This window comes from Desulfovibrio porci (assembly GCF_009696265.1).
GTDB classification, from domain to species: domain Bacteria; phylum Desulfobacterota; class Desulfovibrionia; order Desulfovibrionales; family Desulfovibrionaceae; genus Desulfovibrio; species Desulfovibrio porci.
The window spans coordinates 218,571-244,076 of sequence record NZ_VUMH01000002.1 but is presented as its reverse complement, the minus strand read 5'-3'; the positions used below and the strand labels follow the sequence as shown (position 1 = coordinate 244,076).

Annotated in this window: 17 protein-coding genes; 11 read left to right on the top strand and 6 right to left on the bottom strand. The window is 64.7% G+C overall.

Annotation, left to right across the window (positions count from 1 at the left end):
- The first annotated feature begins 2 nt into the window (after positions 1-2).
- The 5 genes from ispH to FYJ44_RS03010 all read left to right on the top strand — a co-directional run bounded on the left by ispH (position 3) and on the right by FYJ44_RS03010 (position 8,344).
- Positions 3-863, top strand: a complete 861-nt coding sequence (ispH, locus tag FYJ44_RS03030; RefSeq protein ID WP_154509037.1) for a 4-hydroxy-3-methylbut-2-enyl diphosphate reductase — start codon at positions 3-5, stop codon at positions 861-863.
- A gap of 103 nt (positions 864-966) precedes the next feature.
- Positions 967-1,989, top strand: coding sequence for a chemotaxis protein (locus FYJ44_RS03025; protein WP_154509035.1), 1,023 nt, complete (start codon positions 967-969; stop codon positions 1,987-1,989).
- Between the two features lie 142 nt (positions 1,990-2,131).
- Positions 2,132-4,078: a selenocysteine-specific translation elongation factor gene (selB, locus tag FYJ44_RS03020; protein WP_154509034.1), complete on the top strand. Its 1,947-nt coding sequence runs from the start codon at positions 2,132-2,134 to the stop codon at positions 4,076-4,078.
- Positions 4,079-4,477: 399 nt separating this feature from the next.
- A complete protein-coding gene (locus FYJ44_RS03015; protein WP_154509032.1) occupies positions 4,478-6,187 on the top strand; it encodes an FAD-dependent oxidoreductase in 1,710 nt (569 codons plus the stop codon).
- Between the two features lie 102 nt (positions 6,188-6,289).
- Positions 6,290-8,344 (top strand): ankyrin repeat domain-containing protein, encoded by a 2,055-nt coding sequence (locus tag FYJ44_RS03010; RefSeq protein WP_154509030.1) that lies wholly within the window; start codon positions 6,290-6,292, stop codon positions 8,342-8,344.
- Here the strand turns inward: FYJ44_RS03010 and FYJ44_RS03005 are convergent.
- On the bottom strand, positions 8,334-8,963 hold the full coding sequence (locus FYJ44_RS03005; protein WP_154509028.1) for a TetR/AcrR family transcriptional regulator: 630 nt from the start codon (positions 8,961-8,963) through the stop codon (positions 8,334-8,336). The genes FYJ44_RS03010 and FYJ44_RS03005 overlap by 11 nt on opposite strands.
- Positions 8,964-9,084: 121 nt before the next feature.
- Here FYJ44_RS03005 and FYJ44_RS03000 point away from each other — a divergent pair, with 121 nt between their 5' ends.
- From FYJ44_RS03000 to FYJ44_RS02980, 5 genes are all read left to right on the top strand, one after another.
- The gene (locus FYJ44_RS03000; RefSeq protein WP_154509026.1) at positions 9,085-9,501 is read left to right on the top strand and encodes a rhodanese-like domain-containing protein; all 417 of its coding nucleotides are present in this window, start codon (positions 9,085-9,087) and stop codon (positions 9,499-9,501) included.
- Positions 9,502-9,547: 46 nt separating this feature from the next.
- Positions 9,548-10,948, top strand: a complete 1,401-nt coding sequence (locus tag FYJ44_RS02995; RefSeq protein WP_154509024.1) for an FAD-dependent oxidoreductase — start codon at positions 9,548-9,550, stop codon at positions 10,946-10,948.
- A 637-nt stretch (positions 10,949-11,585) separates the two neighbouring features.
- Positions 11,586-15,119 (top strand): pyruvate:ferredoxin (flavodoxin) oxidoreductase, encoded by a 3,534-nt coding sequence (gene nifJ, locus FYJ44_RS02990; protein WP_154509022.1) that lies wholly within the window; start codon positions 11,586-11,588, stop codon positions 15,117-15,119.
- Between the two features lie 213 nt (positions 15,120-15,332).
- Positions 15,333-17,444 carry a phosphate acetyltransferase gene (gene pta, locus FYJ44_RS02985; protein WP_154509020.1) on the top strand — a complete coding sequence of 704 codons (2,112 nt, stop codon included), beginning with the start codon at positions 15,333-15,335 and terminating at the stop codon, positions 17,442-17,444.
- A gap of 99 nt (positions 17,445-17,543) precedes the next feature.
- Positions 17,544-18,755, top strand: a complete 1,212-nt coding sequence (locus tag FYJ44_RS02980; protein ID WP_154509018.1) for an acetate kinase — start codon at positions 17,544-17,546, stop codon at positions 18,753-18,755.
- A 128-nt stretch (positions 18,756-18,883) separates the two neighbouring features.
- Here the strand turns inward: FYJ44_RS02980 and FYJ44_RS02975 are convergent, their stop codons facing one another.
- A complete protein-coding gene (locus FYJ44_RS02975; protein ID WP_154509016.1) occupies positions 18,884-19,435 on the bottom strand; it encodes a metal-dependent hydrolase in 552 nt (183 codons plus the stop codon).
- A gap of 248 nt (positions 19,436-19,683) precedes the next feature.
- On the opposite strand from FYJ44_RS02975, the gene FYJ44_RS02970 reads away from it, so the two are divergent.
- Entirely contained in the window at positions 19,684-20,805 is a 1,122-nt protein-coding gene (locus FYJ44_RS02970) for a D-alanyl-D-alanine carboxypeptidase family protein (protein ID WP_154509014.1), read from the top strand.
- Positions 20,806-20,891: 86 nt separating this feature from the next.
- On the opposite strand, the gene amrB is transcribed toward FYJ44_RS02970, so the two are convergent.
- Genes amrB through FYJ44_RS02950 form a run of 4 tightly spaced genes read right to left on the bottom strand, consistent with a single transcriptional unit; the run spans position 20,892 to position 25,489 of the window.
- On the bottom strand, positions 20,892-21,749 hold the full coding sequence (amrB, locus tag FYJ44_RS02965; RefSeq protein ID WP_154509012.1) for an AmmeMemoRadiSam system protein B: 858 nt from the start codon (positions 21,747-21,749) through the stop codon (positions 20,892-20,894).
- A 12-nt stretch (positions 21,750-21,761) separates the two neighbouring features.
- Positions 21,762-23,234, bottom strand: a complete 1,473-nt coding sequence (locus tag FYJ44_RS02960; RefSeq protein ID WP_154509010.1) for an NAD-dependent succinate-semialdehyde dehydrogenase — start codon at positions 23,232-23,234, stop codon at positions 21,762-21,764.
- Between the two features lie 39 nt (positions 23,235-23,273).
- The gene (locus tag FYJ44_RS02955; RefSeq protein ID WP_154509008.1) at positions 23,274-24,536 is read right to left on the bottom strand and encodes a dihydroorotase; all 1,263 of its coding nucleotides are present in this window, start codon (positions 24,534-24,536) and stop codon (positions 23,274-23,276) included.
- Positions 24,533-25,489, bottom strand: a complete 957-nt coding sequence (locus tag FYJ44_RS02950; RefSeq protein ID WP_154509006.1) for an aspartate carbamoyltransferase catalytic subunit — start codon at positions 25,487-25,489, stop codon at positions 24,533-24,535. The genes FYJ44_RS02955 and FYJ44_RS02950 overlap by 4 nt, the downstream gene beginning before the upstream one ends.
- Positions 25,490-25,506: the final 17 nt, after the last annotated feature.

Here is a 25,506-nt window from a genome sequence, read left to right as displayed (position 1 = left end):
TTATGGACGTTATCCGCGCCAAAACCGCGGGTTTCTGCATGGGCGTGAGTCTGGCCCTGCAAAAGCTGGACACGGCCCTGGACGAAGCAGCGGCCGTTGAGGGGCCGCAGGGCCGCATCCGCACCCTGGGGCCCATCATCCACAATCCGCAGGTGCTGGCGCACTACGAGGCCAAAGGCGTGCTCTGCGTGCGCGACGCCGCCGAGTTGCGGCCCGGCGACCGGGTCATCATCCGCGCCCACGGCATCCCCCGTCAGGTGGAGGAGCGCGTGCGCGCGGGCGGCGCGCTGGTTGTGGACGCCACCTGCCCCAAGGTCAAAAAGGCGCAGCTGGCCATCGCGCGGGCCACGCGGCAGGGAGCGACCCTGCTGCTCTTCGGCGAGGCCGATCACCCGGAAGTGCGCGGCCTGGTCTCCTACGCCCACGGCCCGGCGTATGTTTTCGGCAGCCCGGAGGAACTGGCCGGGCTGCGTCTGGACCCCGGCCGCGCCCATGTGCTGGCCTCCCAGACCACCCAGGACCGTAAAACCTTCTCCGGTCTGGAAGCGGCTCTGCGCGCCCGATTCCCCGGCCTGACAGTACTCTCCACCATTTGCGACGCCACCCGCGAACGCCAGGAGGAGGCCCGCAGCATTGCCTCCTCGGTGGATGTCATGGTAATCGTGGGAGGCAGACAGAGCGGCAACACCCGCCGTCTGGCGGATGTGGCGGCGTTGAGCGGCATCGACACCTTCCATGTGGAGAGCGCGGATGAGCTTGACGCCAAAAGATTTACGCAAAAAACGCGCGCAGGCCTAACGGCCGGCGCATCTACGCCGAAAAGCCTTATTGATGCCGCTGAAAACTGGCTGGCGTCATTGTAGGCCCGGCACGACCATCCACCGGGCCGCCCCGCGCGCGGAACAAACCGGAATATCGGGGCTTTCCCCGCCGCATCATATGTAAGAGCGTCTTTTCGGAGGCAGTATGGCTCAGACCAATATTCTGCTGGAAGCCGGCACCAATGAGCTGGAAGTGGTGGAATTCTACCTGGATGAGGCCGCAGCGCCCTCAGTTGGAGAGGGTTTAGAGAATGTGGAGGCCGATCCGCAGGCGCCCGCCGACGCGGGCTTCTACCGGGGGTATTACGGCGTCAACGTGGCCAAGGTGCTGGAAATCATCCGCATGCCCAAGGTCACGGAACTGCCCGAAGTGCAGCACCCCAGCGTGCTCGGGGCCTTCAACCTGCGCTCCCGGATCATCCCGCTGGTAGACCTGGCCATGTGGCTGGGCAAGACCCACACCCAGACCGACGAGCAGCCCAAGACCATCGTGACGGAGTTCAATAACGTCACCACGGCCTTCATGGTGTCCGGAGTCAACCGCATCCACCGCATCAGCTGGGAAAAGGTGGAACAGCCCAACAAATACGTGGCCGCGGTGTCCAACAATACGGTCATCGGCGTGGTCAAACTGGAGGAACGCATCGTCTTCCTGCTGGACCTGGAAAAAGTGGTGGCCAACCTCAATCCCAAACTGGGCCTGCGCCTGGACGACCTGGGCGAGGACTGGGACAACACCGGCTACCGGGCTCTGGTGGCCGACGACTCGGCCCTGGTGCGCGAAATGCAGCGCGACCTGCTGGAAAAGGCGGGCTTCACCGTGGAGGTCGTGGAAAACGGCCGCGAAGCCTGGGAACGTCTGGAAGACTTCAAGCGCCGCGCCGAAGAGGGCAACCGCCCCATTACCGATTTTGTGCATGTTATGGTTTCGGACATTGAAATGCCGGTCATGGACGGTCTGAACCTGACCCACCGCATCAAGACCGACCCCATGCTCAAACAGCTGCCGGTGGTGCTCTTCTCCTCCCTGATCACGGACAAGCTGCGTCACAAGGGCGAAAGCGTGGGCGCGGACGACCAGATCTCCAAGCCGGAAGTGACCCAGCTGGCCAAACGGGCCATGGCCCTGATCAGGGACCGGGAACGCGCCCAGACCGAAACAGCCTGATTTTTTTCATATCCCTACAAAAATGTAGCTATTACGGGGAATGCGTCGCGAATTCCCCGTTTTTTGCGTCCGCCCCGTTTGCAATGCCGCATTCTCCGGTGTATATTCGCTCTGACATATTCGGCGACGGAGGGTGCGGAACATGGCTGTTGTACTGGGCACGGCCGGGCATATTGATCACGGCAAGACCTCTCTGGTGCGCGCCCTCACCGGCATCGACTGCGACCGCCTGGAAGAGGAAAAGCGCCGGGGCATCACCATTGAGCTGGGCTTCGCCTGGGTGGACCTGCCCGGCGGCGAACGTCTGGGCATTGTGGACGTGCCCGGTCACGAGCGTTTTGTCAAAAACATGGTGGCCGGGGCGGCGGGCGTGGACTTCGTCATGCTGGTCATCGCCGCGGACGAGGGCGTCATGCCCCAGACCCGCGAGCATCTGGAAATCTGCTCCCTGCTGGGCATCCGCAACGGCTTTGTGGCCCTGACCAAGACCGACATGGTCGAGGCGGACTGGATCGCCCTGGTCAAAGAGGACATCCAGCGCTTTCTGCAAGGCACTTTTCTGGAGAACGCGCCGGTCTTTCCCGTCTCCTCGGCCACGGGCGAAGGCCTGGACGCGCTCCGCGCCCATATCCTGCAATGCGCCGCCGAGCTGCCCCCGCGGCGGCGCGGCGACATCTTCCGCCTGCCCGTGGACCGCGTGTTCAGCATGAAGGGCCACGGCACGGTCATCACCGGCACGGTGATTTCCGGCGCGGTCAATACCGGGGAAGAAGCCCGCTTCATGCCGCCGGACCTGCCCACCCGCGCGCGCGGCCTGCAACGCCACGGCAAGCCCGTGGACACGGTGGCGGCGGGCCAGCGTTGCGCCGTCAACGTGCAGGGCCTGGAGGTCACGGAAATTGAGCGCGGTTTTGTGCTGGCCCGGCCCGGCGAACTTTTCCCCTCCCGGCGCTGGCTGCTCCGCCTGACCTGCCTTTCCTCCGCTCCCCGGCCGTTGCGCCAGCGGGTGGAAATCCATTTTCACCACGGCACGCGCGAATGCCCGGCCCGTGTGGTTTTCCGCGACCGCGACAAGCTGGCCCCCGGCGAAACCGCCCTGGCCGAAGTGCGCTTTGCCGAGGATATGGTGGGCGTGTTCGGGGATCACTGCGTGCTGCGGGCCTATTCGCCCCTGCGCACCGTGGCCGGAGGCGTTCTGGTCAGCCCCCTGCCGCCGGAGCTGCGCCGCAAGGACCCGGAACTGGCCGACAAGCTGAACCTGCTGCGAAACCTGCCCGGCCTGCACGAGCGCGCCTGCAACGGCAAGGCCGAGGAACGCGCGGCCCTGACCCGCGCCGTTCTGCTCCTGCGCGGCAGGGATGGGGCCGACGAGGCCCGGCTCAAGGTCCTCACCGGCCTGCCCGCGTCCGCCCTGGAATCCGGTCTGAATCTGCTGTCCTCCAAGGCCGAGGCCCTCTGCTGGGACAAGGAGAGCCGCCTCTGGATCAGCCAGGCGGCTTTCGCGGACCTGCTGGCGGCCTGCCTGGCGCGCGCGGCGGACCTGCACCGCAAGGACCCGCTCAAACCCGCCTTTTCGCGCAACGCCCTGTCGGCCGGCTGGAGCAAAAACCTGCCGCCGCGCCTGATCCAGAAAGTGCTGGACGCGGCTCTCAAGCAGGGCCGTCTGGCCGTGGAAGGCGAAGGCCTGCGCCTGGCGGAGCATAAAGTCACCCTGGCGGCGGATCAGGCGGGCCTGCGGCAAAAGCTGCTGGAGGCCCATAAACGCGCGGGGCTCACCCCGCCCAACGCCAAGGATGTGCTGGAAGAGCTGGGCGTCAGCGCCAGGGAGGCCGCGCCCGTGCTGCGCCTGCTCTGCGAGGAGGGCGCTCTGGTCAAGGTGAAGGACGGCCTCTACTACGACGGCGCCGCGCTGGGCGGCATTCTGGAACAGGTGCGCCACTGGTTCGCCGATCACGAAAATCTGGATGTGGGCGGCTTGAAGGAAATTCTGGGCCTGTCCCGCAAATACCTCATCGCCCTGCTGGAATACATGGACAATGAACGGATAACCGTACGGGTCGGCGATCAGCGCCGCTACCGGGGACGCTGACTTCCCGGCGGGAACGGCATTTGGCCATAGCGGCTTGGAGGTTGTACTTTTTGCCCCGCGCCAAAAATTTTGCCCTTCGGGCACAAAGAATTTTGCCTGAGCGGCGATGGACCGCCTCCGATGCGGGCAGGGGCCGGGGGGCTTGCGCAGCCCCCCAGGCCCTTTGCAAACCCTGCTCCCCGCATGGCGGGCATTACAATACCCACGCGCGGCGTAAAACGGAACTTGCCCGCGTGCGGGCCGTGCTCCTAAAGCGCCGCGTGCCAATTTCTGGAAAATCCCCCGCTTATTTTTCCGGCCTCCTGATCGCCGGAAAAACCGCGCGTTTCCCCCTCAAGGACACAGGGCATGCCTGTGGAACGGTGTATGTATCAGTCTATAACAATTAAGGAGTAATATATGCCTGAAAAAATTCTCATTGTGGGCGGCGTGGCCCTGGGTCCCAAAGCCGCCTCCCGCTGCATGCGGCTGATGCCCGACGCCGAAGTGACCCTTGTGGACGAAAACGTCTACATTTCCTACGGCGGTTGCGGCATCCCCTACTATGTTTCCGGCGAAATCCAGAATCTGGACGACCTGCGCTCCACGCCCTACCACACCGTGCGCGACCCCGAATTTTTCCGCGCCATGAAGGGCTTCACCGTGCGCAACCAGACCCGCGCCCTGACCATTGACCGCGCGGCCAAGACCCTGCTGGTCAAGGACGTGGTCAGCGGCAAGGAGGAAAAGCTGCCTTACGACAAGCTGGTGCTGGCCACGGGCGCGAGTCCGCGCGTGCCGCCGGTGGAGGGCAAGGACCTCAACAACGTGCTTTCGCTCACCCGCCTGGAGGCCGCCGACGCCATCCGCTCGGCCTGCCAGGAAGGCAAGGTCAGCGAGGCCGTCATCGTGGGCGGCGGCTTCATCGGTCTGGAGGCCGCCGTGGCCCTGGCCGACATGTGGGGCGTCAAGGTCAGCGTGGTGGAAATGATGGACCAGATCCTGCCGGGCGTGCTCTCCCACTCCCTGGCGAAGATGGCCGCCCATGACTGCGAAAGCCACAAGGTGAACGTCTACACTTCCGAAAAAGTGCTCAAGCTGGAAGGCAAGGACGGCGCGGTGAGCAAGGTGGTCACGGACAAGCGCGAACTGCCCGCCCAACTCGTGATTTTTGCCGCCGGTTTCGTCCCCAACGGGCAATTGGCCAAGGACGCGGGCCTGGAAGTGGCCTCCTTCGGCGCGGTGGTGGTGGACGAGCACATGCGCACGTCCGACCCGGCCATCTACGCGGGCGGCGACTGCGTGTGCATCAAAAATATCATCACCGGCAAGCCGGGCTATCTGCCCCTGGGCAGCATGGCCAACCGCCAGGGCCGCGTCATCGGCACCAATCTGGCGGGCGGCGACGCCACCTTCCCCGGCTATGTGGGCGCCTGGGCGGTGAAACTTTTCGAGCTGTCCTTCTGCGGCGCGGGCCTTACCGTGGAACGCGCCCGCAAGGAAGGCTACGACGCCATCGGCGTCAGCGTGGAGCAGCTGGACCGCGCCCACTTCTATCCCGAAAAGAACATGATGAGCCTGGAACTGGTGGTGGACAAGCCCACCCGCCGTGTGCTGGGCATCCAAGGAGCCTGCTCGGCGGGCGACGCCCTCAAGGCTCGCGTGGACGCCGTGGCCAGCGTGCTGCAATACGCCAAGCCCACGGTGGAGGACATCTCCAACCTGGAAATTTCCTACGCGCCGCCCTTCGCCTCGGCCATGGACGTGGTCAACGTGGTGGCCAACGTGGCGGACAACGTGCTGGCCGGGCGCTTCAAACCCGTGACCGGCGACGAATTCATGGAGTTGTGGAAAAAACGCAACCAGAACCACATTTTCTTTATCGACGCCCGCCCGGCCAAGGCCGGTCAGGCCGTTCAGGCCGAGCATCCGGAATGGCACTCCATTCCGCTGGAGGAAATCGCGGCCAGGGTCAACGAAGTGCCCAGAGACCGGCCCGTGGCCCTCATCTGCAATACTGGCCTGCGCGCCTATGACAGCCTGCTGGTCCTGGCCCGCAACGGCATCACCGACGTGGTCAATTCCACGGGCGGCATGCAGGCCGTGGCCAAGATGGGTCTGAAACCGTAAGCCGCCGCTTGCATCCGGCATCCACGGGCTCCGCTCCCGCGTCCCAGGGGCGCGGCGCGGAGCCCGTTTTTTCGTATCTTGCCCGGCCAGGAGGAGGCAGGCATGTCCCGAGCGAAAAACGCGCGCCGCGATTTCCGGCGCAAGGACGATCCGGTCCGCTCCGCGCGGCCGCCCGCCACATGTGAGACGCCGTCCGAAATGCCGGACGCGGACGCGAAAAACGTCTACGGCGTTCCCCGGCGGCTGTTGGGCATCCTGCTTGCGATCATCGCGGCGCTGGGTCTGTTCATGCTCTTCCGGGAACTGCTGGAGGACAGCTTCATGGGCCTGATCCGCATGGCCCGTTCGGACAAACCCATGAGCCTGCTGGAGGCTGCGCCCCGCCTGGGCTTGCTGCTGGGGCGCAAGCCCGCTTCGGTCGAGGAATTCACGGCCTTCTGCCGCTATGCCCGGCCCGGCGAAGCCCTGGAGGTTCTCAAAACACTGCCCGCGCCCGCGCTGGGACAGGGCCTTCCGCTGCATGCCCTGGTGGAAAACACGGACAATCACGCCGTGCTGCTGCGCCTGCTTCAGTCCGATTCGCCCCTGCGCGCCCAAGTCAACGCCCGCGACGCACGGGGTCGCACGCCCCTGCACCTGGCCGCGCGCAAGGCCGATCCGCTCTTTCTGCTGATACTGCGTAACGCCGGAGCCGAACCCAATGTCTACGACGCCTCCGGCATCTCGCCCCTGGCCGAACTGCTGGCCGCGCCGGACGAGGCCGTGGCTCGGCACACGGAGGCCCTGATCAGGGAGGGCATGGCTCTGGGCTATCCGCCGCCGCCCAAGCCTCCGTCAGACCGGGTTGACTCTCCTCGCCAGTGGGCCGTTCCGGGCCATCCGGAAGTGGCTTTGGCGCGCTGGCTGGCCGAACTGTTTTCCCGGCTGAATGACAGGGGGTCCGGCTTCTTCAATCTGGCCGAGCAGATGGAAACCCGCGCGGACAAGGACTATGTGGCCGTTCTGGCCGCCGTGCTCAGGACCATGGGCGTCAACGGCGCTCCCGACACCCTGATTCCCGCCCGCGACCTGCCCGTGCCGCCGCCTTCCCTGGCGGAACGACATTACATGAATGCCCTGTCCCCGGCTCCGCCCACGCCGGATTCCCTGTTGCAAACCGAGCGCCGGGGCCCCGGTGAATGGCGCTGGCTGCACCTCCGGGAAAACACCGGTCCGCGTATGGCGGCCGTCAAATGTCTGTTGCCCGAGGCCCGCTCCGCGACCATTGACTGGCTGTCCGGCCTGGCCGCCGGGCGTCCGGCGGAAGAGCCGCCTCTGAGCATGGAGTGGAACGCCTGGGATATTCCTCCGGAAACCACTGTGGCCCTTGCTGTGAGCATTTTTGGCAAAGACGGGGCTCGGGGCGGCGGCGACCGCTTTGCGCGGCTGGAACGCGACCTGAATGCGCGCCTGCGTCGGCTGGGCCTGGAGGCCTTGCTGCGTTTCAACGCCGAAGCGGAGCAACGCAATCCCGTATTGCTGACCGGACAATTGCTGGACCTCACGCCCAAGGACAGCCTGCGCTCCTGGCTGGACAAGCGGATAAAGGCGCGGGGCAAAAAAGACAGGGCCAACAGCCTGGACACGCTCTGCGCTCTGCGCCTGGAACTGCCGGACACGGCCTGGCGCGCGGTGGGCGGGCATCTGACGGCGGCGGCCTATCTGAAAAAAGTCAGCTTTTCCAAACTGGTCACCCGGCCTCCGGGCTGGTGCCGCCGGGGGAAGAGCTATGAACCTCTGCGGACCTGGGCCGCGCGGCCTCTGGCGGGCCGTCCCGGATCCATCGAAAGGGACAGGGCCATGAGAGACTTTATGGCGGCCCGCAATCTTATAGAAACCGGCCGCAGCGACGGCGGGGCGCGGCGCGCGCCCCGTCCCGCCCGGGATCCCGGCGAGCCGCTGACGGCCGTGGCCGGAATCCTGGGAGAGGTCAGCGCGGAAACAGGACTATGCATGCTGCGGCTGATGCTGGACGCTGGCGCACGGCCGGAACAGGTCAATCTGCACGGCGTCCTGCCCCTGGATGCGGCCCGCGCGGCCGGCGCGCCGCCGGAAGTCCTGCACCGGCTCGAAACCGCCCCCGCGGAACAAGCGCCCGCAACCCGGATTACTCCGTAGCGGCGGCGTCCCCTTCCGCCGCGCCTGCCGGACCGTCCTTCACGGCCTCCGGCCCGAACAGGGCGAACATGGCCTGTTCCACCAGGCGCTGCCCCAGTTCTCGCCGGGGATTGAGCCGGGCCATGACCTTGAGCCCCCAGATCTGGGCCTGCAAAAACCAGGCGGCCCCCTCAATGCTGAAAACGCGGGACAGCCCTGGAGTTTCGGCCAGCGCCCAACTCAGTTCCGTGCGGATGTCGCCCATATGCTTCCGGAGTCGTTCGGCGAACTCCGGTTCGCCGGCATTGGCTTCCAGCACGCCATTGACCAGAAAACAGCCCCGGTGCAGGGGGTCGTCAAAACATTCGATGGCCTTTTCCAGCACGGCCCTGATCCGCGCCTGTCCCGGCGGCATGCCGTGCAGCAGACGCTGCAGATCCGCCAGATGTTCTTCGGCGTAGGCGTCCAGGGCGGCCAGCAGCATGCCCTTTTTGCTGCCGAAGCGGGCGTACAGGCTGGCGGCCTTGGCCCCGGTGCTCTCCACCACGGCGCTGATGGGCGCGTCGAAGCCCAGCTGCCAGAGGCAGTTCACCATGTCCTGTTTAAGTCTGGCGTCGTCATGCAGCGGCGGTCTTCCCATGATCATGCTCCTTGCGCGTGAAAATATCGCTTGACAAGCATAGCGTTTTTTAGTTTTTTAACAATCGTTAAATAATTAATCCGCTTTTTCATTTCGTCCACCTCAACCCGTGAGTGACACCATGAAAAATATCCGCTCCGCCGCCCTGCTTCCGCTCTTTCTGTTCGCCGCCCTGTTGTTTTCCGGCGTTCCCGCCGCCGCGCGCGCCGATCTGCCCGCCAAAGGCGCGCTTAAAGCGCAGGCCACCCAGGCCCTTATCGACAGTCTGGACAAAAATCTGGTGATCATTGACGTGCGCACCCCCGGCGAATTCTCTCAGGGCCATGTGCCCGGCGCCCTGTCGCTGCCGGTGGAGGAACTGCCCGCGCGTCTGGAGGAAGTGCCTATGGACAAACCCGTGCTTTTCGTCTGCCGTACCGGCCGCCGGGCCAGCTATGCCTATGAGATGATCCGCAAGGCCCGCCCCGCGCAACAGGCTCTCTGGTATCTGGACGGCGCGCCCGAGTATCGGGCCGACGGCGCCTACATGTTCCACTGATTATACAGTAATAAGCGGGCGGCCGTGCCGTCCGGAAGGATAGAACATGCGAAACTTTGACGACATCATCATCGGCTTCGGGAAGGGCGGCAAAACCATCGCCGCCGCGCTGGCCGACAAGGGTCGGCGTGTGGCCATGATCGAAAAATCGGACCGGATGTACGGCGGCACCTGCATCAACATCGCCTGCATTCCCACCAAAACCCTGGCGCACGAGGCCAAACTGCTTTCCGGACGCGAGGAACGCGACTTCGCCCAAAAAGCCGCTGACTACGCCTGCGCCGTGGCCCGCAAGGACGAAGTCACCGGTTTTTTGCGCCAAAAAAATCTGGAAATGCTGACCGGCAAGGGCGTGGCCGTGCTCACGGGCCAGGCCTCTTTTGTTTCGCCTCACGAAGTGGAAGTGCGTTTTGCCGACGGGCATGCGGAACGGCTGGCCGGCGAGAACATCTACATCAACACCGGCGCGTACAGCGTGATTCCGCCCATTGAGGGCCTGGCCGAAAGCGCCAACATCCACACCAGCGCCAGTCTGCTGGACCTGAAGCGTCTGCCGCGCGAGCTGGTGATTCTGGGCGCGGGCTACATCGCCCTGGAAATGGCCTCCATGTATGCGGAATTCGGCTCCCGCGTGACCATGCTGGAGTACGGACGGCGCTTTCTGCCGCGCGAGGACGAGGATGTGGCCCAGAGCGTGCGCGCGGCTCTGGAGGCGCGCGGTGTGCGCATATATCTGGGCGTCAGCGCCCAGGCGGTGCGCGATGTGAACGAAGACGGCACGACGCGTACCGAGCTGCGCTGCCTGATGAGCATGCCGGGGGGCGCGGAAGAGGAACGCATCTTCAGGGCCGACGCCGTGCTGCTGGCCACCGGACGGCGGCCGCTGACCCGGGAACTCAACCTGGAAGCCGCCGGGGTCCGCCTGGACGAGCAGGGGGCCATTGCCGTGGACGGGCAGCTGTGCACCTCCCAGCCGCATATCCGGGCTCTGGGCGATGTCAAGGGCGGTCTGCAGTTCACCTATATTTCCCTGGACGACTTCCGCATCGTGCGGGACGCGCTCTGGGGCGAAGGCAAACGCGACATCGCCAATCGCGGCCCCGTGGCCTACGCCGTGTTCATGGACCCGCCCCTGGCCCGCGTGGGCCTGAGCGAAGAAGAGGCCCGTGCCCTGGGCCGGAAGATCAAGGTTGCCCGGCTGCCCGCGGCGGCCATTCCCCGCGCGCGCCTGCTGGGCGAAACCAGCGGCATGCTCAAGGCCGTGACGGATGCGGCGAACGGCGAGATTCTCGGCTGCGCGCTGCACTGCGCGGACGCCGGGGAAATGATCAACACGGTCACCGCCGCCATGCGCGCCGGACGGGACGCCGCCTTTCTGCGCGACATGATTTACACCCATCCTTCCATGACCGAGGCGCTCAATGAACTTTTCGGCCAGATCAGTTAGAGCAATTTCATATTAAAAAATGTGCATTGCTCTGGTGGCCGCGAAAGCGGCAAGCCGCAACCTAGCCCAAAGACAAACCACGCTTTTCCCGCAGGATGGGGGCGGCGTCAGCATTGAAATCGAACACAAATTCAATGCGAATCCGTATCAGGATCTGTTACCCTTGAGCAACACAGACTCCCCGCCACTGCTCCCTCCCGCCTCCCCCACCGCCGGAAACCTCGGGAGGGTTTCCGGCGGCTTCCTGTAGCCCTAGCCAATACGTTGTAATCGCAATAGAAAAAAATTTCACAACCTCCGCGTTTTTTAACTGTTCAATCAAACAATTCTGTGCTATGGCTGCTGACAACAGTTTGGGCGCGGGAAATTTTTCCGGTTTTCGCAATGGACGGGCAGACGCGGATCGGCTAAACTGGTCCATCCCGGACTGACGGCGGGCTTCCGTCCCCGTTGTCCCTGAACGGGCGACATGCCCGGCGCCGACGCCGGATTTCAGCCCGCGCCGATGAAAAAATTTCGTCTTTCGCGCGGCGTTTTTCCGGTTTCGTCAACCTCGCACCTCACCGGGCCTTTCGTGGAGGTCCGGAGCCGACATTGAAACAACATTGCGCGCCCGCGCGGCGCCAAGGAGGAACAGATGGCTAAAATGAAGACCATGGACGGCAATAACGCCACAACGCATGTTGCCTACGCTCTCTCCGAGACAGCGGCCATTTACCCCATCACGCCGTCCTCGGTCATGGGCGAGGTTATGGACGAAATGGCCGCCAAAGGCCGCAAAAACGTGTTGGGCCAGACGGTCATCGTGCGCGAAATGCAGTCCGAAGCAGGCGCCGCGGGCGTTGTGCACGGCATGCTGGCCGGCGGTTCGCTGACCTCCACCTATACAGCTTCCCAGGGCCTGCTGCTGATGATCCCCAACATGTACAAAATCGCCGGCGAACTTCTTCCCGGCGTTTTTCATGTGGCGGCCCGCGCCCTGGCCACCCACGCCCTGTCCATTTTCGGCGACCAGTCGGACGTCATGGCCTGTCGCCAGACGGGCTTCGCCTTCCTCTGCGCCTCCTCGGTGCAGGAATGCATGGACATGGCCCTGGTGGCCCATCTTTCGGCCATCGACTCCAGCGTGCCCTTCTGCCACTTCTTTGACGGTTTCCGCACCTCGCACGAGGTGCAGAAAATCGAAGTCATCGACTACGACGACATCAAGAGCCTGGTGAACTGGGACAAGGTGGAGGAATTCCGCGCCGGGGCCATGAATCCCGAGCACCCGCACGTGCGCGGCACCGCCCAGAACCCTGATATCTACTTCCAGAACCGCGAAGCCGCCAACCTCTATTACGAAGCCGTGCCCGCCATCGTGCTGGAAAACATGAAGAAGGTGGAGTCCATCACCGGGCGTAAATACCACCTCTTCGACTATGTGGGCCACCCGGAAGCCGACCGCGTGATCATCAGCATGGGTTCCTCCTGTGAAGTCATCGAAGAGACGGTCAACTACCTGAACGGCCTCGGCCAGCGCGTGGGTCTGGTCAAGGTGCGCCTGTTCCGTCCCTTCTCCACCGAGCATCTGCTGCGCGCCATCCCGGCCACCGTGGGCACGCTCACCGTGCTCGACCGCACCAAGGAGCCCGGCGCGCTGGGCGAACCCCTCTACCAGGACATCTGCACGGCCTTCCTTGAAAAGGGCGACGCCCCCACCATCGTGGGCGGCCGCTACGGCCTGGGCTCCAAGGACTTCACGCCGGGCATGGCCAAGGCCGTGTTCGACAACATGCTGGCCCTCCAGCCCAAGAACCACTTCACCGTGGGCATCCATGACGACGTGACCAACCTCTCCCTGGACGTGGAAGAGGAAATCGACACCGTGCCCGCGGGCACCGTGCAGTGCAAGTTCTTCGGCCTGGGCGCGGACGGCACCGTGGGCGCCAACAAGCAGGCCGTGAAGATCATCGGCGACAACACCGACATGTACGCCCAGGCCTACTTCGCCTACGACTCCAAGAAATCCGGCGGCTTCACCGTGTCGCATCTGCGCTTCGGCAAGCAGCCCATCACCTCCTCCTACCTGATCACCCAGGCCGACTACATCGCCTGCCACAAGGCCGCCTATGTGACCATGTACGACATCCTGGAAGGCGTGAAGGAAGGCGGCACCTTCGTGCTGAACTCCAACTGGTCCCTGGCCGACCTGGAGAAGCACCTGCCCGCCTCCATGAAGCGGACCATCGCCCGCAAGAAGCTGAAGTTCTACAATATCGACGCCGTGAAAGTGGCGCAGGAAGTGGGCCTCGGCGGCCGCATCAACATGATCATGCAGACGGCCTTCTTCAAGCTGGCCAATGTCATCGACTTCGCCAAAGCCGTGGAGCTGCTCAAGGAATCCATCAAAAAGACCTACGGCCTCAAGGGCGACAAGGTCGTGAACATGAACATCGCGGCCGTTGAAAAGGCCAGCGGCGCTCTGGAAGAAGTCAAATATCCCGCCTCCTGGGCCGACACCACCGAAGGCGCGGAGGTCTGCCACTGCGGCGACGACGACTACATCCGCGAAATCGTGCGGCCCATCCTGGCCCAGCAGGGCGACAAGCTGCCCGTGTCCGCCATGGAGCCCGCCGGTCTCGTGCCCCTGGGCACCACGGCCTGCGAAAAACGCGGCGTGGCCATCAACATCCCCGAATGGCAGACGGCCAACTGCATCCAGTGCTGCCAGTGCTCCTTCGTCTGCCCGCACGCCGCCATCCGGCCCGTGCTGGCCACCGAAGCGGAACTGGAAGGCGCGCCCGCGAGCTTTGAGACCAAGGACGCCATCGGCAAGGAACTCAAGGGCCTCAAGTTCCGCATCCAGGTCTACCCTGAAGACTGCCTGGGCTGCGGCTCCTGCGCCGAGATCTGCCCGGCCAAGGAAAAGGCCCTGGTCATGAAGCCCCTGGAAAGCCAGCTGGACGCCCAGAAGACCAATCTGGAATTCGTCGAAGACCACATCAGCCTCAAGGACAACCTGCTGCCGCGCGACACCGTCAAGGGTTCGCAGCTCCAGCAGCCCTTGCAGGAATTCTCCGGCGCCTGCGCCGGCTGCGGCGAAACCCCGTACGTCAAGGTGCTCACCCAGCTCTTCGGCGAACGCATGCTCATCGCCAACGCCACGGGCTGCTCGTCCATCTGGGGCGCTTCCTCGCCCACCACGCCGTACTGCACCAACAAGGACGGCTTCGGTCCGGCCTGGGGCAACTCCCTGTTTGAAGACGCCGCCGAATACGGCTGCGGCATGGGCTTGGCCTATGTGCAGCGCCGCAACCGCCTGGCCATGCTGGTGGAAGAGGCCCTGAAGGAAGACGGCCTTTCCTCCGAACTCAAGGAAGCCCTTGAAGGCTGGCTCGCCCACAAGGACGACGCCGACGGTTCCCGCAAGTTCGGCGAGATGGTTCTGGCCAACCTGGACGGCTTTGAAAGCCCGCTGGCCCACGAACTCTGGGATATGTCCGACCTCTTCACCAAGAAGAGCGTCTGGATCTTCGGCGGCGACGGCTGGGGCTATGACATCGGCTACGGCGGCCTGGACCATGTGCTGGCTTCCGGCGACGACGTCAACGTCCTGCTCATGGACACCGAAGTGTACTCCAACACCGGCGGCCAGTCCTCCAAGGCCACGCCGCTGGGCGCGGTGGCGCAGTTCGCCGCCGCGGGCAAGCGCACCGGCAAGAAGGAACTGGGCCGCATGGCCATGACCTACGGCTATGTCTACGTGGCCTCCGTGTCCATGGGCGCGGACAAGCAGCAGGTGCTCAAGGCCTTCCGTGAAGCCGAAGCCTACAAGGGTCCTTCGCTGATCATCGCCTACGCGCCCTGCATCAACCAGGGCCTGCGCAAAGGCATGGGCAAGAGCATGGAAGAAGCCAAGATGGCCGTGCTGACCGGCTACTGGCCGCTGTACCGCTACAATCCGGAACTGGCGCTTGAGGGCAAGAATCCCTTCCAGCTCGACTGCAAGGCGCCCAGCGCCAGCCTGCATGAGTTCCTGGAAGGCGAAACCCGCTACGCCTCTCTGGACAAGACGGATCCCGCGGTGTCCAAACAGCTCAAGGACGATCTGGCCAAGGCTTATGCCGAGCGCTACGCCCTGCTCAAGCAGTTGGCGGATCTGCCCTATCCCCAGGTGGATGTGAAGTAGCAAGGTACAAAGAGCCGGTCGCGCGTCCGGGGCCAGCCCGCCGGACGCGCGACCGGCATGCACGAAGCGCGGCCCGTGGCGGGCGGCGTTGCGGTATATGGCACAGACAGGGCGCGGCAGAAAAGCCGCGCCCCTTTTCACATCACGGGGTCCGGCACGGCCGACGACGGCAGCGCCCCGCCGCCGGCATCCAACACCGGCCAAGGAGTTCCTATGAAGCACAACGCACTCTATGTCACGGCCACGGGGCCGCTGACGGGCAAAAGCGCCATCGCCCTGGGTACCATGCAGATGCTCAGCCGCCACATGCGCAATGTGGCCTTCTTCCGGCCCATCATCAACGAGCCGCAGCTGGATGACCGCGATCCGGACATCAACCTCATGCTCGAGCATTTCAAGATCGGCATGGACTATGCCGACACCTTCGCCTACACCCATGCCGAGGCGCGTGAAATCATCAATCAGGGCTCGCGCAACCTGCTGCTGGAAAACATCATCCAGAAGTTCAAAAAAATCCTTCTGGAGCACGACTTCGTGCTCTGCGTGGGCACGGACTTCCTGGGCAAGGACCCGATCTTCGAATTCGAGCTCAACGCCGAAATCGCGGCCAATCTGGGCTGCCCGGTCATGCTGGTGACCAGCGGCGACGAGGCCAGCTCCGAAGAAATCCGCCAGTCCCTGCAAATGACCATGGACAGCCTGGGACCCTACTCCCTGGACGTGGTGGCCACCATCATCAACCGCAGCCACCTTTCCCAGACCGACCTGGACGAACTGCGCGACCAGTTCGGCGAGGACGGCCGCCCGGCGCTGATCTACGCCGTGCCCAATGACCCCACCATCGGCCGGGCCACCATGGGCGACGTGAAAAAAGGCCTCAACGCCGAGGTGCTCTTCGGCGAAAACCGCATGGACACACTGGTGGGCGACTACCTGGTGGCGGCCATGCACGTGGACAATTTTCTCCGCTACATCGCCAAGGACCAACTGATCATCTCGCCAGGCGACCGCACGGACATCCTGCTGGCGGCCATCGCCTCGCGCCTGTCCTCGGCCAAGCCGGACATCGCGGGCGTGCTGCTCACCGGCGGCCTGCGCCCGCCGGAAGAAGTCTGCAAGCTCATTGAGGGCTGGACCGGCGCGCCCCTGCCCATCCTGCTTACCGAGTACCACACCTACCGGACCATCACGGCCCTGCAGGAGGTCTACGGCCTCATCGAACCCGGCGACATGCGCAAGATCAATACGGTGCTGGGCCTCTACGAGCACCACGTCAACGGCAAGGAAATCGCCAGCCGCCTGGTCTGCAAACGCAGCGGCCGCATGACCCCCATGATGTTCGAATTCGAACTCATCGAGCGGGCCAAGAGCGCCAAAATGCGCATCGTGCTGGCTGAAGGCGAAGAGGAGCGCATTCTGCGCGCCACGGACATCCTGCTGCGCCGCGAAGTGGCCGACATCACCCTGCTGGGCAATGTGAACGCCATCCGCCAGAAGGCCAGCGAACTGGGCCTGGAAATCAGCGGGGCCACGCTCATCGACCCGGTGCAATCGCCCAAGTTCGACGACTACGCCCAGACCTATTACGAACTGCGCAAGGCCAAGGGCATTACCCTGGAACACGCCCGCGACGTGATGAGCGACGCCACCTACTACGCCACCATGATGGTCAAGAAGGACGACGCCGACGGCATGGTTTCCGGCGCGGTGAACACCACGGCCCACACCATCCGCCCGGCCTTCGAGTTCGTCAAGACCAAGCCGGGCTATTCCGTGGTGTCCTCGGTCTTCCTGATGTGCCTCAAGGACCGCGTGCTTGCCTTCGGCGACTGCGCGGTGAACCCCAATCCCACGGCCCAGCAGCTGGCGGAAATCGCCGTGGCCTCGGCCCACACCGCCGAAGTCTTCGGCATTGAGCCGCGCGTGGCCATGCTGTCCTACTCCACCGGCACCTCGGGCAAGGGCGCGGACGTGGACGTGGTGGTGGAAGCCACCAGGATCGCCAAGGAAATGGCCCCGGATCTGGCCCTGGAAGGCCCCCTCCAGTACGACGCGGCCATTGATCCCACGGTGGCCAAGACCAAACTGCCCGACAGCAAGGTGGCCGGCAAGGCCACGGTGTTCATCTTCCCGGATCTGAACACCGGCAACAATACCTACAAAGCCGTGCAGCGCGCCGCCCAGGCCGTGGCCATCGGCCCGGTGCTTCAGGGCCTGAACAAGCCGGTCAACGACCTCTCGCGCGGCTGCACCGTGCCGGACATCGTCAATACGGTGGCCATCACCGCCGTGCAGGCCGCGGCGGAAAAAAACGGCAAGAAGTAAAAAAGCAATCTGCTCTAAAAAATGTCCGGGGCGGGAAGGCTGAAGCTCTTCCGCACGGGCATTTTCCCCTCAACACCAAGGCAGGAAAAAGGACGGCATATGAAAGTACTGGTGATCAACGCGGGTTCCTCGTCGTGCAAATATCAGCTTCTGGAAATGGACACGCAGAGCGTGCTCTGTTCCGGTCTTGCCGAGCGCATCGGCCAGACCAGCGGCCGCCTGACCCACAAAATCGCGCCTGACACGGACAAGGAGAGCAAGCTGGTCCGCGAGGCGGCCTTCCCCACCCATGTGGAGGCCATGGAACTGGTCATCGCCCTGCTGACCGACCCCGAGGTCGGCGTGATCAAGGACAAGGGCGAAATCTTCGCCATCGGCCACCGCGTGCTGCACGGCGGCGAATCCATCACGGACCCGGTGCTGGTGGACAGCCACGTCAAGGACATCATCAAGGACTGCTTCCTGCTCGGCCCTCTGCACAACCCGGCCAACCTCATGGGCATTGAAGTGGCGGAAAAGCTCTTCCCCGGCGTGCCCAACGTGGCCGTCTTCGACACGGAATTCGGCATGGGCATGCCCCCGGAAGCCTATATGTACGCCCTGCCCTACGAGCTGTACGAGGAACTCAAGATCCGCCGCTACGGCTTCCACGGCACCTCGCACAAGTACATCGCCCGCAAGACGGCGGAATACCTGGGCAAACCCCTTAACGAACTGCGCTCCATCACCATGCATCTGGGCAACGGCTCGTCCATGAGCTGCGTCAGGGACGGCAAGTGCTTTGACACCAGCATGGGCCTGACCCCCCTGGAAGGCCTGATCATGGGCACGCGCTGCGGCAGCATTGACCCGGCCATCGTGCCCTTTGTGATGGAAAAGAAAAGCCTTTCCCCGGCCGAAGCCGACACCCTGATGAACAAGAAGTCCGGCCTGCTGGGTCTGTGCGGTTATACGGACATGCGCGACGTGCATGCCCAGGTGGAAAAGGGCGACAAACGCGCGGCCCTGGCCCTGCAAATGCTGGTGCGCAGCATCAAAAAGACCTTGGGTTCCTACATCTTCCTGCTGGACGGCAAGGTGGACGCCCTGGTCTTCACCGCGGGCATCGGCGAAAATGACGACATCGTGCGCGCCGCCGTCTGCGACGGCCTGGAGAGCTTCGGCATCAAGCTGGACCTCAAGGAAAACGGCACCCGCAAGCCCGGCGCGCGGACAATCTCTCTGCCGGACGGCAAGATTCCGGTGCTGATCATTCCCACCAACGAAGAATTGCAGATCGCCCTGGCCACGCTGGAAGTGCTGGGCAAATAAGCGCGCCCTTTACGGAAAGCGCGGATAAAGGCCGCCCTTCGGGGCGGCCTTTCAGATTAATGACAAAGCCCGCTTTGCGCGGCGCAAAACCGGAATCCGGCACCCGGCGGGTCCGGGGACAGCAAGCCTCACGGGTGGAGCTTCCTCCGAACTTTGCTCAGAGCGCGGCGCAGCAACCAGCCCGTCGCGCCCGCCGCCAAGCAGGGCAGCCAGACCCAGCGCCACTCCGAAATCAACACCTCCAGTCCCTTCCTGCCGAAAAAAACGTGCAGATTGAGAGGCGAGACCCGGATGGGCCGCCAGTCCAGAAAATACCGGTCCGTGTCGAAGGGCCAGAGCGCGGCCACGCCCAGCCCGCCGTTGGTCATGGCATCCAGCAGAATGTGGCTGGCCGCGCCCGCCAGGGCCACACCGCAGGCCGCCGGGCGGGAGCAGCGCAGCCAAGGGGCCAGCGCCGCGCCAAGCAGTCCCAGGAGCAGCGCAAAGAGCAGAGAGTGGGAAAAGCCCCTGTGCCCCAGCAGGTCCGCGTAACGGATGCCCAGCTTGAAGCCGATCACATCCAGATCTGGAAGAACGGCACAGAACACGCCGAAAAGCAGCAGGCGCGGGGGAACGACGCGAGGGCCCAGGGCCGCCGCCAGGGCCAGCACGGGCGCGGGATGGGAAAATACAGTGGGCATGGAGCCTCCTTTACCGGCGCGCGAGGCGTGCTTGCCGTGCGGCGGCCGGGGCGATGCCAGCCGACGGCGGGAATATCGCCCCGTCTCCGCCGCGCGGCGTTCCCGGCAAAACAGCACGCCCGGCCCGGTCTGTCAAATTTCCCTGTAACGCGAAATTTTCTTGCACCCGGCGGCGACACGGCATATCTAAACATTGTCTAACAATTCCGCAGCTCCCCATCCCGCCGGGAGGAAACCACAGGTTCGCCATGTCACGCAGTTCCCGTCCCCTGCCGTTCCGGGCCACGGCCCGCCTGCTGTCCTTCGTTTTTCTGCTCTGCCTGGCCGCCGCGCCGCTCGGAACAGGCCGCGCCGTCGCGGCTCCGGCCGTGCCGCCCCACGGTTTTGTAGGCGTCTGCTCGGCCATTCTGTATGATCTGGACAACGACGCCATCCTCTTCGAGCAAAACGCCGACGAGCGCATTCCCCCGGCTTCGCTGACCAAGGTGCTCTCCATGTTTCTGGCTCTGGATTACATCAGCGCCGGGCACGCCGCCTTTGACAGCCCGGTGGACGTCAGCCGCGCCGCGGCGCGCACCGGCGGTTCACGCATGGGGCTCAGAAACAACGAACGGGTGCCCCTGGAAGAGCTGCTCATGGGCATGGCCGTGTCTTCCGGCAACGACGCCAGCATGGCCGTGGCCGAATTTGTGGGCGGCTCGGCCCCGGCCTTTGTGAACATGATGAACGTCAAGGCCCGCATGCTGGGCATGCGCGACAGCCGGTTTTGCAATCCGCACGGCCTGCCCGCCCGGGACCAGTACACCACGGCCCGCGACATGCTCACCCTGGCCCGGGCCTATCTGAAAACCTACCCTTGGGCGCTCAAATTCCATAACACCCATGTACTCAACCATCAGGGCCGGGTCACCTGGAACAAAAACCCCCTGCTCGGCCAGTATCCCGGCGCGGACGGCCTGAAAACGGGCTGGGTCAACGCCTCGGGCTATAACCTGATCTTCACGGCCAGCCGTGGGGAAAAACGCCTGCTGGCCGTAATTCTGGGCGCGCCCGACGTGCGCGTGCGCGGCAGCGAGGCCTGCCGCCTGCTGGATGCGGGCTTCCAGGTTCGCGACAATCAGGCCGTATCCGTAGCCGCCGCCCTGCCGCTGATGCCTCTGGAAAACTATCGTCTGGATCTGCGCAAAACCGCCCACGAAGCGGGCCGCCAGTATGCCCAGGCCAAGCCTGAAATGCGTAAACAGGGCAAACACGCCCGCCAGAGCAAAGAGGTCAGAAGCAAAAAACACAAAAACCGCAAATCCGACAAGCAGCGCGCCTCTCGCCAGAGCCGCCAGTCCGCGCAGAATGCGCGGGCCCACGCAGGCTAACTCGCTTCAGCAGAGATCCTGTCCCATACACGCGGAAAGCCGCCTGACATCAGGTGGCTTTCCGCGTTGTAAAACGGGTTCATGCATCAGGCCAGAAAGAGGCGCAAACCGGCGTAGCCCACGGTATGCGACGCGTCGCCCGAGGCAGAGGCCGAAGTGTCGTGAGCGATGAATTCCGCCCTGGGTTGGCCCAGCAAACGGGCGGCAAACAGGGCCAGAGCCAGCGGTCCGGCCCCGCACATGCTGATGCGCTCACGCGCCACCGTGGCCAGCAGGCCTTCGGGGTCGCAGGCCAGAGCCCGTTCCAGGGCCAAGGCATCCTTTTCCACAGTGCGGCGCTCGTCTTCATAGTGGTTCATGTCCGAACTGACAATGACGCCCGCCGATTCCCCACGCGCGCGGCACTCCGCCAGCGCGGCGGCCAAGGCCCGCCCGGCGGCGCTCAGGGCCGCCGCCTGCTGCGTGCCCACGCAGACCGGCACGATGCGCAAGGGCCGCTCCGCGCCCGACGCTACCTGCAGGAAGGGCAGAATCACCTCAATGGCATGCTCTCCCAGATGGGACCGGGTGTCCGCGACAAAGCCGCCGCTGCCTGCATTCGTTTCGATGAGGGCGGCGGCCAGATCCGCATCCACGGTCAGCGGTGCCAGGGGCGTGAGCCACGCGCCCTCGGGCCAGACGCCCAAGGCCTGCCCCTGCCCCGTGTGGTTGGGACAAAGGAGAACCAGGGTGCGCGGCAGGTCCACGCCCGCCAGAGTCGCTCCCAGTACCCGTCCGCAATAGACATAACCCGCGTGGGGCAGCATCAGGCCCCAGGGAGAGGCTGCCCCGCCCCGTTCAGCCAGGGCGGCCCCGCCCTCAAGATACGCGCGCGCCTCCCGCTCCAGAGCCTCGGGCGCGGCGGGGTAAAAACGCCCGGCGGCTATGGGCTGACGGATCAACATAACGCCGCCCGCCTACGCCAAGCCGCCCAACAGCAGATAATGCGTCTCCATGTACTCCAGCAAACCCTCGCTGCTGCCTTCGCGTCCCAGACCGCTGTATTTCACGCCGCCGAAGGGCGTCTCGGCCGAAGCCAGGGTGGCGTCGTTGACGCCCACCATGCCGTATTGCAGCGCCCCGAACAGACGCCAAGTGCGGGCCAGATCGCGGGTGCAGACGTAAGAGGCCAGACCGTAGCTGGTATCGTTGGCCAGGGCCACGGCTTCCTCTTCCGAAGCAAAAGGCATGACGGCGGCCACGGGTCCGAAGATTTCGCCCTGAAAGATCTGCATGTCCCGCTTCAGGCCGGCAATCAGGGTGGGTTCGTAAAAATTGCCGCCCAGCGCGTGACGGTGCCCGCCCGCCAGCAGACGCGCTCCCCTGGTTTCGGCGTCGCGGACCAGACCGTCCACCCGCTCCACGGCGCGGGCGTTGATCAGCGGCCCCATGTCCGTGGCCGGGTCAAGGCCGTCGCCCACGCGCAGGGCCTTGATCCGCGCGGTCAGCCCTTCCACGAAACGCTCATGGATGCCCTCCTGGACCAGAAAACGGTTGGCGCAGATGCAGGTCTGCCCGGCATTGCGGAATTTGCAGGCCATAGCCAGATCAAGGGCCGCCTTGAGGTCCGCGTCGTCAAAGACCAGGAAGGGCGCATTACCGCCCAGTTCCAGGGACATGCGCTTGAGGGTGGGCGCGCAGTCGGCGGCCAGTTGTTTGCCCACCTCGGTGGAGCCGGTGAAGCTGACCTTGCGCACTGCGGGATTGGCCGCGATTTCGCCGCCGATCTCCGACGCCGTGCCGGTCAGCACATTGATGACCCCGGCGGGAATGCCCACGCGCACGCCCAGCTCGGCCAGCGCCAAAGCGCTGTACGGCGTGCGGCCCGCCGGTTTTATCACGATGGTGCAACCCGCGGCCAGGGCGGGCGCGGTCTTGCGCGGCAGCATGGAGAAGGGGAAATTCCAGGGGGTGATGGCCGCCGCCACGCCCACGGGCTCATGCCGGGTAAGGCCCTGCGTGCCCGGCCTAAACGAAGGCGTCACGTCGCCGCAGACGCGGCGGCATTCTTCGGCGAACCAGGGGAAATAGGACGCGCCCTGCAGAATTTCGCCCTTGGCCTCGGCCAGGGGCTTGCCTTCCTCCAGGGTCAGAATCTTGGCCAGATCCTCCAGATTGTCCCGGATGGCCTGTTCCCAGTCCCGCAGGTACGCGCCGCGCTGCAAGGGCGTGAGCGCGCGCCAGGCCGGAAAGGCGGCCGAGGCCGCTTCAATGGCCCGCCGGGTTTCGGCCGCGCCGCATTTGGGCACCGTGCCCAGCTGTTTCTCATTGGCCGGATTGGTCACGGCCAGCACGCTTTTGTCGTCCGCGTCGCACCATTGGCCGTTGATCAGGCACTGCCGGCGGAACAGGCTTTTGTCTTTCAAAATGGCAAGCATGGATTCAGGCATGGAAAACCTCTTTATATTTCATCCGGCGTCGCGCCGGGTTCAGAACAGCATTCTGCCGCCGAGCCAGTGGTGTTTGACGCGTCCGCGCAGGCTCTGTCCCAGAAAGGGAGTATTGCGGCTTTTGGAGTGCATGGTCTCGGGGCCGGGGGTCCAGACCTCGTCCGGATCCAGAAGAAAGAAATCCGCCGGGTCGCCGGGCGCGAAGCCGTTCCAGGACAGACGGAAGATTTCCGCCGGGCCACGGCACCAGAGGCGCTGCAGGTCGGCTTCGGCCAGAACGCCCTCGCGCACCAGACCCCAGGTCAGGCTCACAGCCAGGTCCAGGCCGGTGAAACCGCAGGGGGCTTCGTCCAGAGTGCCTTCCTTTTCATGGGCCGCGTGCGGGGCGTGGTCCGTGACCAGAATATCGATGGTTCCGTCCTTGACGGCCCGGCGCAGGGCCTCGCGGTCCTCGGGACGCCGCAGCGGCGGGCTGACTTTGGCGGCGGTGTTGTAGCCCTCCAGCGCGCTCTCGTCCAGAAGCAGGTAGTGCGGGCAGGTTTCGGCGCTGACCCTGACCCCGCGTGCCTTGCCCCAGGCAATGACGTCCACGGTGAGTTTGCCCGAGACATGCGCGATGTGCACGGGCAGGTGCAGATATTCGGCCAGCATGATATCACGCGCGGCCTGCACGGCCTCGCCCACGTCGGGCTGACCCTTGACGCCCAGCAGGCCACTCACGGCCCCCTCGTTCATCAGCCAGCCACGGGCCAGGCAGGGGTCCTCGCAGTGGTCGATAAAGGTCAGGTCCAGGTCCGCCGCGTATTCCATGATCCGGCGCAGCAGTTCGGCATTCTCCAGCGGGCGGCCGTCGTTGGACACAGCCACGCAGCCCGCCTCCTTCAGTTCCGCCAGAGGGGCCATTTCCTCGCCCTTGAGGCCCACGCTGGCCGCCGCGATGGGGTGCAGGCGCGGGCCGTGCGGATGGCTCAGACGGGCGCGTTCCAGCATGAAGCGGGTCACGGACGCCGCGTCGTTGACCGGCCTGGTGTTGGCCATGCACATGACCGCGCCGAAGCCGCCGTGGGCCGCCGCGGCCAGGCCCGAGGCAATGTCTTCCTTGTATTCGAAGCCCGGCTCGCGCAGATGCACGTGCGCGTCGATGAAGCTGGGCATCAGCACCAGCCCTCTGGCGTCGAACTGCTCACAGCCTTCGGGCGCGGCGTGGCGGCCCGCCGGGGTCATGGTCACTATCTTGTCCCCGTCCACCAGCAGATCCACCGGGGCTTCCAGATGACGGGCGTTTGTAATGCAGAGCGTCATGCGTTTCCTCCGTCATTGCGCGTGGCCAGCAGATAGAGCACGGCCATGCGCGTGGCGACGCCCGCAGCCACCTGATCAAGCACCAGACTGGCGGGCGCGTCGGCAATCTCATTGGAAATCTCAAGCCCCCGGTTCATGGGGCCGGGATGCAGCACCTTGGCCTCGGGCCGGGCCAGCTCCAGATGGGCCGCGCCCAGGCAGAAGCGGCGCGAATACTCCGCCAGATCGGGCAACAGGCCGGCCTGCTGGCGCTCCAGTTGCAGACGCAGGCACATGACCGCGTCCACATCGCGCACGGCCCGCCCGAGGTCGGAAAAGACCTCCACCGGCCAGTTTTCCACCCCGGCGGGCAGCAGGGTGCGCGGCGCGCAAAGCCGGACCTTGACCCCCAGCAGGTGCAGCAGATGCACGTTGGAGCGGGCCACCCGGCTGTGGGCGATGTCGCCCAGAATCAGCAGGCTGCGGCCCGCAAAGCTGTCCCCCCAGGCCTGGCGCAGGCTGAAGCAGTCCAGCAGAGCCTGGGTGGGATGGGCGTGCCAGCCGTCGCCGCCGTTGACGATGCCGCAGGGCAGCAGGTCAGCCATGAAGGCCGCCGCGCCGCTGCTGGAATGCCGGATGACGATGACGTCCGGCCCCATGGCCTGCAGGGTCAGGGCCGTGTCCTTGAGGCTTTCGCCCTTGTTCAGGCTGGAACCGGACTTGGCCAGGGAATAGGTGTCGGCGGAAAGGCGCTTGCCCGCCACGTCAAAGGAGGTTTTGGTGCGGGTGCTGTTTTCCACAAAAAAAAGCACCACGGTCTTGCCCTTGAGCGTGGGCACCTTCTTGACCGGGCGGCGGTTGATTTCCTGAAAGCTGGCGGCCAGATCCAGCAGATGGCGGACGTCTTCGCCGCTCAACTGGGTCACGTCCAGCAGGTCCTTGTGCTGCCAGTGATAGCGGTTGTCGGTATTCATGGGCGTGGGGACTGAAA